The 14444-nt window shown below is 72.1% G+C and carries 9 protein-coding genes; 2 read left to right on the top strand and 7 right to left on the bottom strand.

Annotation, left to right across the window (positions count from 1 at the left end):
• Positions 1 to 219: 219 nt before the first annotated feature.
• From ald to ACY0PA_RS11275, 4 genes are all read right to left on the bottom strand, one after another.
• Positions 220 to 1335, bottom strand: coding sequence for an alanine dehydrogenase (gene ald, locus ACY0PA_RS11260; protein WP_473084497.1), 1116 nt, complete (start codon positions 1333 to 1335; stop codon positions 220 to 222).
• 144 nt (positions 1336 to 1479) lie between these two features.
• Positions 1480 to 3519, bottom strand: a complete 2040-nt coding sequence (locus tag ACY0PA_RS11265) for a tetratricopeptide repeat protein (protein ID WP_473084498.1) — start codon at positions 3517 to 3519, stop codon at positions 1480 to 1482.
• 239 nt (positions 3520 to 3758) lie between these two features.
• Complete coding sequence (locus ACY0PA_RS11270; protein ID WP_473084499.1) at positions 3759 to 4388, bottom strand: NUDIX domain-containing protein; 630 nt, start codon at positions 4386 to 4388, stop codon at positions 3759 to 3761.
• Between the two features lie 111 nt (positions 4389 to 4499).
• Positions 4500 to 6173 carry a CTP synthase gene (locus ACY0PA_RS11275; RefSeq protein ID WP_473084500.1) on the bottom strand — a complete coding sequence of 558 codons (1674 nt, stop codon included), beginning with the start codon at positions 6171 to 6173 and terminating at the stop codon, positions 4500 to 4502.
• 456 nt (positions 6174 to 6629) lie between these two features.
• On the opposite strand from ACY0PA_RS11275, the gene ACY0PA_RS11280 reads away from it, so the two are divergent.
• Positions 6630 to 8438, top strand: a complete 1809-nt coding sequence (locus ACY0PA_RS11280) for a glycoside hydrolase family 15 protein (protein WP_473086292.1) — start codon at positions 6630 to 6632, stop codon at positions 8436 to 8438.
• Between the two features lie 125 nt (positions 8439 to 8563).
• The gene (locus ACY0PA_RS11285; RefSeq protein ID WP_473084501.1) at positions 8564 to 10234 is read left to right on the top strand and encodes a PucR family transcriptional regulator; all 1671 of its coding nucleotides are present in this window, start codon (positions 8564 to 8566) and stop codon (positions 10232 to 10234) included.
• Between the two features lie 243 nt (positions 10235 to 10477).
• Here the strand turns inward: ACY0PA_RS11285 and ACY0PA_RS11290 are convergent, their stop codons facing one another.
• The 3 genes from ACY0PA_RS11290 to recN form a co-directional block, all read right to left on the bottom strand.
• Positions 10478 to 11647, bottom strand: coding sequence for a glycosyltransferase family 4 protein (locus tag ACY0PA_RS11290; protein ID WP_473084502.1), 1170 nt, complete (start codon positions 11645 to 11647; stop codon positions 10478 to 10480).
• Between the two features lie 164 nt (positions 11648 to 11811).
• The gene (locus ACY0PA_RS11295; protein ID WP_473084503.1) at positions 11812 to 12591 is read right to left on the bottom strand and encodes a hypothetical protein; all 780 of its coding nucleotides are present in this window, start codon (positions 12589 to 12591) and stop codon (positions 11812 to 11814) included.
• A gap of 6 nt (positions 12592 to 12597) precedes the next feature.
• Positions 12598 to 14325: a DNA repair protein RecN gene (recN, locus tag ACY0PA_RS11300; protein WP_473086293.1), complete on the bottom strand. Its 1728-nt coding sequence runs from the start codon at positions 14323 to 14325 to the stop codon at positions 12598 to 12600.
• Between the last annotated feature and the right edge of the window lie 119 nt (positions 14326 to 14444).

The raw sequence follows: 14444 nt of genomic DNA on the forward strand, positions 1-14444 counted from the left end.
GTGTCGGCAACGGAACACCCTTGTGTCAAGGGCGTGCGGCGTCGGTTCGAAGCGTTTCGCGGGTGCGCGAATCGGTTAAAGGGTTACGTTCGAGGCGAGTTGACCAAGTCCGCATTGATGCGTAAGTGATACGCATACGGCCGGACCCTTCACAAGGTCCGGCCGCAGGCGTGAGATTGACGACTTCCGTTGACGGAAGTGGTCGATGAGTCGTCGGCGTCAGCCGAGCAGGGACTCCAGCTCGGTGTACTCGAGGCCGTGGGACTCGGCGACCTCGCGGTAAACGACCTTGCCGTCATGGGTGTTGAGGCCCAGGGCGAGCGCCGGGTCGCGGCGCAGGGCCTCGACCCAGCCGCGGTTCGCGAGCTCGACGATGTACGGCAGCGTGGCGTTCGTCAGCGCGTACGTCGACGTGTTGGGCACGGCGCCGGGCATGTTGGCGACGCAGTAGAAGACCGAGTTGTGGACCGGGAAGGTCGGCTCGGCGTGCGTCGTCGGGTGCGAGTCCTCGAAGCAGCCGCCCTGGTCGATCGCGATGTCGACAAGGACACTTCCCGGCTTCATACGGGAGACGAGCTCGTTGGTGACCAGCTTCGGGGCCTTGGCGCCCGGGATGAGGACGGCACCGATGACGAGGTCGGCCTCGAGGCACGCCTTCTCGAGCTCGAAGGCGTTGGAGACGACGGTCTGGATCTTCGTACCGAAGACCTTGTCGGCTTCCTTGAGCTTGTTGATGTCGCGGTCGAGCAGGGTCACGTGGAAGCCCATGCCGATGGCGATCTGCGCGGCGTTCCAGCCGGAGACGCCGCCGCCGATGACGACGGCCCTGGCGGCGAGCACGCCCGGGACACCGCCCGGCAGGACACCGCGGCCGCCGTTGGCGGCCATCAGGTGGTAGGCGCCGACCTGCGGGGCCAGGCGGCCCGCGACCTCGGACATCGGGGCGAGCAGCGGGAGCGCGCGGTTCGGGGTCTCGACCGTCTCGTACGCGATGGCGGTGGTGCCGGACTCGAGGAGCGCGTCCGTGCACTCCTTGGAGGCGGCGAGGTGCAGGTAGGTGAAGAGCGTCTGGTCCTTGCGGAGGCGGTGGTACTCCTCCGCGATCGGCTCCTTGACCTTCAGGAGCAGGTCAGCGGTGGCCCAGACCTCGTCGGCGGTGCCGAGGATCTGCGCACCGGCCGAGACGTACTCGTCGTCCGTGATCGAGGAGCCGACTCCGGCGTTCTGCTCGACGAAGACCTGGTGGCCGTTGCGCACGAGCTCGTGCACACCGGCGGGGGTGATGGCCACCCGGAACTCGTTGTTCTTGACCTCGCGGGGGATGCCGACCTTCATCGTCGATCACGGTCCTTGGCTCAGGGATTTCTCGGGCAATGCACTACATACCAGTGCGTTAGGGGGCGCACCGGGAGACACCACGGAAGTACGTGGCGGAGCCAGTCTAATGAAGGATTTCTAGCTGTCTAGCCTTTCAAAGCATCAATCTTCTTCGGATGCACTGCGGATTTCGTAGGTGTCAGCGCCCTGTTCTGGGGACTTTCCTTCGATCGGCAGCTCCTCTCCCAGCATGCGCTCGGCCGCACCACGGTGCAGTTTGGCGGCCGCGGGGTCGCCGAGCCGGTCGAGCGTGTCGGCCAGGCGGAGCTGCAGCGCGGCCTGCAGTCGCACGTCCTTGGCCTGGCGCGCCCACTCGACCGCTTCATGGCAGGTGCGCAGCGACTCCTCGGGCCGGCCCGCGTACTCCTGGACACGCGCCATCTCGCTCAACGCCCGCGCCTGAGCCGCGACATCACCCTCCTTGCGGTACCCGGCGGCGGCCGAGCGCCAGCTGCGCAGCGCGTCGCCGTAGCGGCCCGCGTACGTGTTCACCGTGCCGATGCGTCCGTGCAGCCGCGCGGCGTCGGCGCGCTCGCCGCGGGTGAGCCGCTGGGCGAGGGCGCGCCCGTACCAGTCGGCGGCCCGGTGCCAGTCCCCCAGCTCCTGGTACGTGCCGCCTACGGATTCCATCGCGCGGCCGGTCGCGTACGGGTCCCTGGCCTCGCGTCCGGCGTCCAGAGCGGCCCGGTAGCGGGCGAGCGCCTCCCGGGTGCGGCCGGTCCGCGCGTCGAGGTCGGCGAGGTTCAGGAGGGCCGCGGCCTTCTCGCGGGGCAGCTTCCTGCGCTCGGCGACGTCGAGGACGAGGCGGTGGATGCCGTAGAGGTCGGGGGCGGCGGCCTCCGCGCCGACGTGGGCGGCCAGGGCCCGCGTCAGGGCCGCCATCAGGCGCCTGGCCAGGGTGTCGAGCTCGCCGTCGGCGACGGCGAGGCGGGCGGCGGCCAGGAGCGCGGGCCGCCGGACCCGCAGCCACTCGGCGCCCGCAGCGGGGCTGGGGAAGCGCAGGGCGCGGGGCAGCCCCGCGAGCTTCGTGCGGGCGGGCGAGCCTTCCGGTTCGGTGATCGCGCGGCAGGACTGGAGCAGGCGCACCGTGCGCTCCAGCATCCGGGCGCGGGCGAGCTGCACCTCGCCGGGCCGGTCGTGGGCCTCGGTCAGGCCCCGCAGCAGCGGCATCAGGCAGCCGGGCACCTCGTACTGCGGCAGCTCGGAGTCGATCCGCCGGACCAGGCCCAGCACGGTGAAGTCGTCGAGGGTGGTCTGGGCGGCGGAGACGGAGCAGCCGGCCAGCGCGGACGCGGTGTGCGGGTCGACATGGCCCTCGGGGGCGAGGGACAGGTAGCGCAGTATCCGGGCGGCGGGCACCGGCAGGGACGCGTAGGCGTGCTGGAAGACGCGGGCGAGCGCGGGCCCGTCGTCGGTCTGGGCGTGCAGCTGCTTGGCCAGGTCCGCCACGGCCTCCTTCGGACGTACGGCGAGCCAGCCGCCCGCCAGCATCAGCGCCGCGGGCTGGGACCCGCACTCCTCGACGAGGGACTCCGCGGAGCGCGGGTCGACGGTGATGCGGACCGATCCGGTGTGCCGGCCGAGCAGCTCGAGGGCGGATTTCGTGTCGAGGCCGCCGAGCGTGCAGGGCCGCACGTCGGAGATTCCGGTCAGCGGCCCCTCGGACACGGCGACGACCAGACAGCCGGGGGTTTCGGGGAGCAGCGGGTCGACCTGTTCGGCGTCCGCCGCGTCGTCGAGGAACAGCACGGCCCGGCGTACGGAGAGTCCTTCGCGCAGCCTCTCGGCGAGGTCGTCCTCGCCCTCGCCGGGGGGCGCCGGGAGGTCGATGCTGTCGAGGAGTTCGCGCGCGGTGCGTTCGGTGGGGACGCGGGTGCCGTCCGGGGCGGTGAGGCGGGTCCGCAGGATGCCGTCCGGGTAGTCGGCGGCGACCTGGCTCAGGAGTTCCTCGGCGAGCGCGGTGCGACCGGATCCGGGGCGGCCCGCGATGAGCAGCACGCGCGCGCGTGGCGCTTTGCGTCCGGCGATCGTGTCGAGGCCCGCGCGCTCGATGTCTGTGCGCAGTTCCTTCAACTCACGGCTGCGGCCCAGGAATTGACTGCCCTTCAGTCTGTCCTTCGGTTCGACCGCCTGATCCGTCACGGGCCACGCTCCGTCCACCTGTGCCGAACCCGCCGGGGGTTCGGGCGGGACGCTTTGAGAGCCTAGTTCAGGGCGAACGGGGTTCTCGGGCGGGCGGCACGGCGAAGTCGCCCGATCGGATCAACGGATCGTAGGACCAGTCGTTTCAGCCCGTCCGGCGCTTGAGGACGAGCCCGAAGGGCGACAGCGGGGGTCTGGGGGCGGCAGCCCCCAGAACACCAGCCACCGACGATCTGCAGCTACACCTCGAACGGACGCGCAGGCCACGGCGCCTCGGCGGGCCGCAGCGACTCCACTCCGCTCCCGCCCAGCGCAGCGGTGAGCGCGAGCGCCCCCACCACCAGGCAGTTGTTGTGCAGCTCGCCGGCCAGCACGCCGCGTACGAGCTCCTCCAGGGGGACGCGGGCCAGCTCCATGTCGGCCTCCTCGTCCTCCACCTCGAAGCGCTCGCCCTCCGCCTCGGACAGGTCGCGGGCCAGGAAGACGCGGACGGCCTCGGAGCAGCCGCCGGGGGTCGTGTAGACGTCGGTGAGGACGCGCCAGTCCTCGGCCTTGACGTGCGCCTCCTCGTAGAGCTCGCGCTGAGCCGCGTGCAGCGGGTTCTCGCCGGGGATGTCGAGCAGTCCGGCCGGGATCTCCCAGAGCTTGTGCCGCACGGGGTGGCGGTACTGCTTGAGGATCAGGACGCGGCCGTGGTCGTCGAGGGCGAGGACGGCGACGGAGCCGGGGTGGACCTGGTAGTCGCGGCGGACGACCGAGCCGTCGGGCATGACCACGTCGTCGGTGCGCACAGAGGTCTTGTTCCCGACGAAGGGGGTCGCGGTCGCCCGGACCTCCCACTCCTCGGCGTTGTCCTTGATCGTCGTCATGTCGACAGGTCCTCCTACGCGCATAAAAAAGAAACCGGGGCAACAGAAACCGGGGCACGCACCCCAAAAGGCACGTACCCCGGCAACCGTACAACCCATGTCCTACATGGCTTACTTGGCCTTCTTGCCGTTCGCCGCGCCGCCGGTCTTGCGCTCGACGGCCGCCTTCACCAGGCCCGCGAAGAGCGGGTGCGGGCGGGTCGGGCGGGAGCGGAGCTCGGGGTGCGCCTGGGTCGCGACCAGGTAAGGGTGCACCTCGCGCGGGTACTCCACGTACTCGACGAGCTTGCCGTCCGGCGACGTGCCGGAGAACTGCAGACCGGCCTTCTTCTCCAGCTCGGCGCGGTAGGCGTTGTTCACCTCGTAGCGGTGACGGTGGCGCTCCTCGACGTACTCCTTGCCGTCGTACACCTCGCGCGCGATGGAGCCCTCGGCGAGCTTCGCCGGGTACATGCCCAGGCGCATCGTGCCGCCCATGTCGCCCTCACCGGCCACGATGTCGAGCTGTTCGGCCATCGTGGAGATGACCGGGTGGGCGGTGGCGGCGTCGAACTCGGTGGAGTTCGCGTCGGGGATGTCGGCCAGGTTCCGCGCGGCCTCGATCACGATGCACTGCAGGCCGAGGCAGAGGCCGAGCAGCGGGATCTTGTTCTCGCGGGCGTACTGGATCGCGCCGACCTTGCCGGACACGCCGCGGTCGCCGAAGCCGCCGGGGATGCAGATCGCGTCCACCTCGCCGAGCTGCTTCTTGGCGCCGGCCGCGGTCTTGCAGTCGTCGGACGTGACCCACTTGATCTTGACGCGGGCCTTGTTGGCGAAGCCGCCGGCGCGCAGCGCCTCGGTCACCGACAGGTAGGCGTCGGGCAGGTCGATGTACTTGCCCACGAGCGCCATGACGATCTCGTGGTCGGGGTTGTGGACGCGGTCGAGCAGGTCGTCCCAGGTCGTCCAGTCCACGTCACGGAACGGCAGGTCCAGCTTGCGCACGACATAGGCGTCCAGGCCCTCGGTGTGCAGGACCTTCGGGATGTCGTAGATCGACGGGGCGTCGATGGCCGCGACGACGGCCGCCTCGTCGACGTCGCACATCAGGGAGATCTTGCGCTTGATCGCGGTGGGTACCTCGCGGTCGGCGCGCAGGACGATCGCGTCCGGCTGGATACCGATGTTGCGCAGGGCGGCGACCGAGTGCTGGGTCGGCTTGGTCTTCAGCTCGCCGGAGGGGCCGATGTAGGGCAGCAGCGAGATGTGCACCACGAAGACGTTGTCGCGGCCCACCTCGTGGCGGACCTGGCGGACGGTCTCCAGGAACGGCAGGGACTCGATGTCACCGACCGTGCCGCCGACCTCGGTGATGACGACGTCGACGTCGTCCGTGGCCATGCGGCGGATGCGGTGCTTGATCTCGTTCGTGATGTGCGGGATGACCTGGACGGTGTCGCCGAGGTACTCGCCGCGCCGCTCCTTGGCAATCACCTGGGAGTAGACCTGGCCGGTGGTGACGTTGGCCGTGCCGTCCAGATCCACGTCGAGGAAGCGCTCGTAGTGGCCGATGTCCAGGTCGGTCTCGGCGCCGTCGTTGGTGACGAACACCTCACCGTGCTGGAAGGGGTTCATCGTGCCGGGGTCGACGTTCAGGTACGGGTCGAGCTTCTGCATCGTGACCCGCAGACCACGCGCCTTGAGGAGCGCACCCAGGCTGGAGGCCGTCAGGCCCTTGCCGAGGGAGGAGGCGACACCCCCGGTGACGAAGATGTGCTTGGTCGTCGTGGATTTGGGCGTCATGGCCAAGAGGGGGCTCCCGTGGTCGCGGTCTGGAATGCGTACCGGCTTGCCTGGTCCGGAGATTTCCGGGGGTGCCGTCGCTGCGGTTCGGGGGCTTCGACTGCTTGCAGAAGCGCACCGGTCCACGGGCTACCAGGGTAACAGCGAGTGGGCGAGGCCGCTTCCGGCCACGCTCCGCACATGCCTCACCACAGGATCACCGGAGCCTCACCCACCGCTCACCCTTTCGGCCCATCTTGGTTGCCGGGACGGGCGCGCGGATCACTGCGCTGCGTCGTATCCTGCTCGGACACTCGCTGCCGAGCCAGGCCGGCAAACGGCACTTCCCCCGCCCGTTACTCCCGGAACAAGAGCTCGTCAGTTCGTTTTTATGACGACGCACCAACACGAACCCTTGACCGCAGAGACCGCAGAGCGATCGCCCTTCCGGGCGCGTACGTGGCCGTTCGACTGGAGATGCACGTGGCCGGGCGCATCGAGGACTACGCACTCATCGGAGACATGCAGACCGCTGCCCTGGTCTGCCGGGACGGAACAGTCGACTGGCTGTGCCTCCCACGCTTCGACTCGCATGCCATTTTCGCCGGCCTGCTCGGCACGGAGGAACACGGCTTCTGGCGGCTGGGACCGGCACACGCCGCGGAGGCCCAACCGCCGACCGCGGCGCGCCGGACGTACCGCGGCGATTCACTGATCCTCGAATCCGAGTGGGACACCCCCCGCGGGACGGTCCGAGTGACCGATTTCATGCCGCCGCGTGACGGCGCACCGCAGCTGATCCGGATCGTGGAGGGCATCAGCGGCCGCGTCCCGATGCGCTCGGCGCTGCGCATGCGTTTCTCGTACGGGCGGATCGTGCCGTGGGTGCACAAGGTCGACGGTCGCACGGTCGCGGTCGCGGGCCCCGACTCCGTGTGGCTCGACTCGACCACGGAGACGTACGGCAAGGACCTGACGACGTACTCCGACTTCACGGTGGCGCCGGGTGACCGGATCGCGTTCACCCTCTCGTGGCAACCCTCACACCAGAAGCCTCCGGCCCTCCCCGATCCCGAGGGGTCACTTGAGGCGACGGAGGAGTTCTGGGGCGAGTGGGTCGAGCACTGTACGTACCACGGGCCCTACCGCGAGGCCGTGGTCCGTTCGCTGATCACGCTGAAGGCACTGACGTACGCGCCGACCGGCGGCATCGTCGCCGCGCCGACGACGTCGCTGCCCGAGGAGATCGGCGGTGTCCGCAACTGGGACTACCGCTACACCTGGCTGCGCGACGCGGCGATCACCCTCTCGTCCATGCTGCGCACCGGCTACCGCGAAGAGGCCCGCGCCTGGCGCGACTGGCTGCTGCGCGCGGTCGCGGGAGACCCCGAGAACCTGCAGATCATGTACGGGATCGCGGGCGAGCGCGAGCTGGGCGAGGCGGAACTCGACTGGCTGCCCGGCTACGAGAACTCGGCGCCGGTGCGGGTCGGCAACGGCGCGGCGCACCAGCTCCAGCTGGACGTCTACGGCGAGGTCACTGAGGCGCTGCACCTGGCGCACATGACGGGCCTGACCCGCAACGACTACGCGTCCCTGCTCCAGCTCAAGCTGATCCGCTACCTGGAGAAGCACTGGGACGAGCCGGACGAGGGCATCTGGGAGGTACGCGGGCCTCGCCGGCACTTCGTTCACTCGAAGGTGATGGCGTGGGTCGCCGTGGACCGCACGATCAAGCTGATCGAGTCGGGTGACGCGGACGGGCCGCTGGAGAAGTGGCGCGGGCTGCGCGACGACATCCACCGGGACGTGTGCGAGCGGGGCTACGACAAGGAACGCAACACGTTCACCCAGTCGTACGGCTCGAAGGAGCTGGACGCCTCGCTGCTCCTGATCCCGCAGATGGGCTTCCTGCCGCCCGACGACAAGCGCGTCATCGGCACGATCGAGGCGATCCAGCGGGAGCTCTCGACGCCGGACGGTTTCATCCTGCGGTACCCGACGACGGGCGAGGACGCGGGCGTCGACGGCCTGGAGGGCGACGAGGGCGCGTTCCTCGCCTGCTCGTTCTGGATGGCCGACGACCTGGCGATGATCGGCCGCGTGGACGAGGCCCGCACGCTCTTCGAGAAGCTCCTGTCGCTCCGCAACGACCTGGGGCTGCTCGCCGAGGAGTGGGACTCGCGTCTGCAGCGCCAGGTCGGCAACTTCCCACAGGCGTTCAGCCACGTGCCGCTGATCGACACGGCACTGCGGCTGACGGCCTCGGGGGCGTACGGCGGCTAGCGCGACTCCCTGATCACCTTTCCGGCGGCGCGTTCCCTCTGCGGACGCGCCGCCGGCGGCGTCAGCGCGTCCTGCCTGGTGGCCGGAGGTTTTCCAGGAACGTGCGCGCAGGTAGCGTCCGCACCATGGACACTCAGGCCCCCCACAGCAGCGTGCCCGGCACCCAGGGCGGCATCACCGTGCAGCGGGCCCTGGAACTGCCGGGTCTGCGCAGCGGGCTCCCGGAAGTGGTGGCGGGCGCGGACCGGCTGCAGCGCACGGTGCGCTGGGTGCACGCCGGCGAGGTGCCCAACATCGCCTCGCTCCTCAAGGGCGGCGAGCTGCTCCTGACCACCGGGTTCGGCATCGGCACGCGCCCCGCCGAGCAGCGGGCCTTCGTCCGCAAGCTCGCCGACCGCGGCATCTCCGCCCTCGTCATCGAGCTGGGCCAGCGCTTCGCACGGCTGCCGGCCGCACTCGTGGAGACCGCGCGCACGGCCGGCCTCCCCCTGGTGCAGCTGCACCGCGAGGTGCCGTTCGTGACGGTCACCGAGGAGGTCCACACCGAGATCGTCAACGGGCACTACGCGCTCCTCCAGCGCGCCGAGGAGGTGCACCGGCGCTGCACCGAGGCCCTGCTCGGCGGCGGCGGAGTGCCCCAAGTCCTGCGCATCCTCGCGGAGTTCAGCGGCAACCCGGTGTTCCTGGAGACGGCCGACGGGCAGCTCCTGTACGCGGCCGGGGGCGAGCCCGAGGTCGCCGACCCGCTCCAGGTGTGGGAGGGGATGCGCGGCAAGCCCGCCGACCGGGACGAGCCCCCCGCCGGTGCCGTGCTCGTCGACGTGCCGGGCGGCGGGCCCGGCACCGGGTCCGTGCGGGCACGCCTCGTCCTGCTGCCGGTCGCGGCACCGCTGGCGCCCGTGCACCGGATCGCGGCGGAACGGGCGGCGAGCAGCCTCGCCGTCGTGCTGATGCAGGCCCGCCAGGAGGAGGAGCTGGCGGCGCGCGGCCGCGGTGACTTCCTCACGGATCTCGCGGAGGGCCGGATCACGCCGGACGACGCCCCGGCGCAGGCGCGCGTCCTCGGGTTCAAGCCGGGTGGCCAGGGGCCGCTGCTGCCGGTCGTGATGCGGCTGCCCGAGGCGTCGGTGGGCTCGGTGGGCCTCTCCCCCGGCGGCGGCTGGGCGGTCCTCGCCAGGGCGGTCGCCGAGGAGCTGGCCGCGGTGGGCGTTCCGGTCCTGCTCGGCGTACGGCCCGTCGAGGGGCGCGTTCCCCTGCTGCTCGGGCTGCGGTCGGACTCGGAGCGCACGGCGGTCGCGGACCGGGTGGCCGCGGCGCTGCGGGCGGGGGCCGAGCGGGCGGGCATGCAGCGCGCCGGGACGCAGCCGCCGGTCGTCGTGGTCGGCGGCGCGGGCGGCTGGGCCGCGGCCGCGGCCGGCCTGCGGCACGCAGCCGAGACGGCCACGGCGGCGCAGGGCCTGTCGGACCGGCCCTGGTACGACGCGCGGCGCCTCGACATCGACCTGCTGCTGTGGCGGCTGCGGGACCATCCGGACCTGGCGGCGTTCGTGGAGCGCGCGATCGGCCCCCTCCAGGCCCACGACCGCCGCGCCAAGCCCCCGCTGCTTCCCACGCTCCAGACGTATCTGGCGCACGCGGGCCGCAAGGCGGAGACGGCCCGCGAACTCCATCTGAACCGCCAGACGCTCTACAACCGCCTCGCCCGCATAAGCGAGTTGCTCGGCACGGACCTCGACGACCCGCAGACGGTGCTCGCGTTGAGCCTCGCGCTGCGGGCGCGCAGGCATGTGGGGTGAGCGTGCCGCCAATGCCTGTCTTCACATTCCCGTCGTCCGCCCGGAGGGCGGGCCCCTCGGCGTCTGGTGCGTGCAGCTGCAAGGCGGAGGAGGGCGTCGATGCGGAGCATCGGCAACCGACGACAACGCCGATGGGGGTCCCCCCTGCTCGAGCGAAGCCGAGAGCTTGGGGGAGTGTGTGCCGGACGCCGCGGGGCAGGCGGGAATGTGAAGACAGGCCCTCGGGGCCTGTCGCAGGTCGCCCTACGCCCGTGCGCCCGTCAACTCGTCGTAGATGCTGAGTACTTGGGCCACCGTCTCGTCCTCCGTCGGCCACGACGCCGCCTGTACGGCGCCGCGCTCCCTGAGCTGGTCGCGGCGCGCGGGGTCGGCCAGGAGGCGGGTGACGGTGTCGGCGAGGGCGCGTGCGTCGCCGTAGGGGACGAGTTCCGCGGCGTCGCCGACGAGTTCGCGGATGCCGCCGACGTCGGTCGCGACGAGCGGCACGCGCGCGTGGAGCGCCTCCTGCGCGAGGATCGACCGGGACTCCCAACTGCTGGTCAGCAGAGCCACATCGGCGGACGCGAGCAGCTCGGAGACGTCGTCACGGCGCCCCACGAGCCGTACCGGCAGCTGCTCGCTCTCGATGCGGCGCTGGAGCGCGCCCCGCTCCGGCCCCTCGCCCGCGATGACGAGCAGCGGCACCGGGTCGAGATGGCGCCAGGTGCGCGCGGCGTCCAGCAGCGTCCCGTACCCGCGGTGTTTCACGAGGCTGCCGACGGCCATCAGCAACGGCCGGTCCACGGCGCCGAGTTCGGCCCGTGACTTGTGCCGCAGGCGCTCCGGGTCCTCGGGCCCCTCGGGTCCCGGCACCGGCACCGGCACGGCCTCCGATGCATCGGGGCGGCGCGGCGCCGGGAAGGCGACAGCGGCCAGCCTTGCGTCGCGGGCGCCGCGGACGCGGGCCCGCTCGACGAGGTCCGACGAGGTGCCGAGGACCACGGACGCGGCCCTGACCACGCGCCGTTCGAGCAGACGCAGCAGATGGGCGCGGGCGCCCTCGGCGTGGGAGCGGGTGTGCCAGGTGACGACGAGGGGCGTGGTCCTGCCGCTGAGCGCGAGGGAGGCCCGCAGCGCGGCGTGCAGCCCGTGCGCGTGGACGAGGTCGGCGTCGGCGCACGCGGCCCGGAGCGCCGCGACGGACCCGGGGTCGCTGCTGCGGGGCACGGTGACGTGCTGCGCGCCGACGTCCGCGAAGCCGTAGACGTGTGCCACCTCGACGGGTGCGCACACCGTGACGCGTACTCCTCTGGCGACGAGCCCGGCGGCCAGCGACCTGACGTGCGTGCTGCTTCCGGCGCTGCCGCCGCCGAGCACTTGCACGGTGCGCAGCGGTGACTGGCCGTGCGCTGGCTGGCTGCTCACGTGACTCACGTGGCCGGGGCTCCTGGGTCGGTCGGTGCGGGACGCGCGGGATGTCGCGCCGTAACGGTCTGGGCCAAGGATGCCAGCCCGTACGGGCGTTCCGGCACCGGCCCGGAGTCCCCACCGTGTCGGAGTGGGCAACACGTCGTACGGGATCACTCACACGCGTGAATTCAGGCGTGTCGAACTGACTCCGCCCCGCGGGCCATTGCGGTCACTTTGTCCCCGTATGCCGCGGCGAGGACCAGTCCGGCCGCGTGTGCGAGGAGTCCGGCGCGCCCGTTCCCCGCGACGACGGCGACGCCGAGCGCCGCGCCCAGCGCGTGTGCCCCGGTGTCGCCGATCATGGTGCGCCCGTCGAGATCCTCCGGCAGGACGGCGGCCACCGCGCCCATGGGGGCCGCGGCGATGGCCCCCTTCAGCAGTCCGGGCGCCCCGAGCGCGAGCACGGCCGCGGCCGCCCGCCCGGGCCGTACGTCCACCAGGTTCACGAAGTGCGCCGCGCCGGCGATCACGACACCGGCGAGCGCCTTGTCCACGATCCGTTCCTCGAGCAGCGAACCCGCGGCGAGCGCCGCGGCGGAGATTCCGATCAACTTCACGGCCCCGCTGGTCAGTTCACCGTCGCGCAGCGCCGACAGATGGGCCCGGAACCCGCTGCGCGGATCACCGGCACCCGCCACGTCGTCGTACGCGCCGCACGCCCCGGCGGCCAGCACGGCCAGAACTGCGGCCCGGCGATCCCGGCCCGAGGTGGCGGCGGCCGCACCGGCGACGGCCCCGGCCACGACGGCCGGCCCGGCGCACAGGTCGACGGCCCGGCCCGCGAAGTTCGTCCGCTCCCACAGCCCCGGCCCACCCGGCCTGGCCCGCCGCAGCGCCGCAAACCCGGCCCGGGCCACGACGGCACCGGCCACGAGGGCCGCGAACCGGCCCACCACACGCTTTTCCATGGGCGGTTACGCGTCCGCTCGGGCGGTGGCGAGCAGTTCCTCCGCGTGCGCCCGCGCCGTCTCGGAGTCCTCCTGGCCCGCCAGCATCCGGGACAGTTCGCGGATCCGGTCCTCGCCCTCGAGGACGGTGACGCCGGACCGGGTCACGGTCCCGTCGTTCGTCTTCTCGACGAGGAGCTGCCGGTCGGCGAACGCCGCCACCTGCGGAAGGTGCGTGACGACCACGACCTGCGCCGACTTGGCGAGCTTGGCGAGACGCCTGCCGATCTCCACGGCAGCCTTGCCGCCGACGCCCGCGTCGACCTCGTCGAAGAGATACGTGGGCACGGGGTCGGTCCCGGCGAACACGACCTCCACGGCGAGCATCACGCGCGACAGCTCACCGCCCGAGGCCCCCTTGGCGATCGGCCGCGGCGGGGCGCCGGGGTGCGGGGCGAGCAGCAGCTCGACCTCGTCCACGCCCGAGGGGCCGTACGCGACCGTGCGCCCGTCGAGCTCGACGCCGTCCGGGTCGTCGGTGCGGCGGATGTCGAAGGACACGCGCGCGTGGGGCATGGCGAGCGAGGCCAGCTCCTGCGTGACGGCCGCGGCGAAGCGTGACGCCGCTTCCGTGCGGGAGTCCGTCAACGCCTGTGCCAGGGCGCCCAGTTCACCGCGGAGTCCGTCCCGCTCGGCGGTCAGCTCACCGATCCGGTCGTCGTCGCCGTCGAGTTCGAGCAGCCGCGCGGAGCCCTGCTCGGCCCAGGCGAGCACCTCGTCCGTACCCCCGCCCGGCCCGCCGTACTTGCGCGTCAGCTGCGTCAGCGCCGCCCGCCGCTCCTCGACCGCGGCGAGCCGCAGCGGGTCGGCGTCGAGGTCGTCGGCGTATCCGGCGAGTTCTCCCGCCACGTCGGACAGGAGGATACCGATCTCGCCGATCCGGTCGGCGAGCGCGGACAGGGCCGGGTCGTGCGAACGTACGGCGTCGAGCGCCCGGTTCGCGCCGCCCACGAGGGTGGTGGCGTCGACGCCCTCGGGGTCCTCGGGGTTGCCCGCGAGCGCGGCGTGCGCGGCGGAGGCGGCCGAGGCGAGTGCCTCCGCGTGACCGAGCCGCTCGGCCTCCGCCGACAGCTCGACGTCCTCGCCGGCGCGCGGCTCGACGGCCGCGATCTCGTCGAGTCCGAAACGCAGCAGATCGGCTTCCTGAGCACGTTCACGCGCGCGGGTGACGATGGTGTCGAGCTCGGCGCTGACGGCCCGGAGCCGGCGGTACGCGGCCTGGTACTTGGTGAGCGGCACGGCGACCGCGTCTCCCGCGTACCGGTCGAGGGCCCCCCGCTGCCGGGACAGCTTGAGCAGCCCCTGCTGGTCGGTCTGGCCGTGCACGGCGACGAGCTCGTCGGCGAGCTCGGTCAGCATGCCCACCGGCACCGAACGCCCGCCGAGATGCGCTCGTGAGCGCCCCTCCGCCGAGACGGTACGGCTGATGAGCAGCGCCCCGTCGTCGAGCTCGGCACCCGCCTCCTGGGCGCGCACGATGGCCGCGGTGCCCTCGGGCACGGTGATCCGGCCCTCGACGACCGCCGCCTTGGCGCCGATCCTTACGAGGGCTGGGTCCGCGCGCCCGCCGAGCAGCAGGCCGAGGCTGGTGACCACCATCGTCTTGCCCGCACCGGTCTCGCCCGTCACGGCGGTGAATCCCGGCGACAGCTCGACCACCGCGTCGTCGATGACTCCGAGCGACCGTATCCGCATCTCCTCCAACACGGACACGACCTTACGAGGTCGGGGGCCATGTGTGCGACGGGCCCTGCCCCGCTTCCCGGCCCACGGGCCGAATTCGCAGGTCGTGAGCGGCTCCGCCCGGCCCTTTT

This window comes from Streptomyces sp. DS1-CR2, assembly GCF_055760475.1.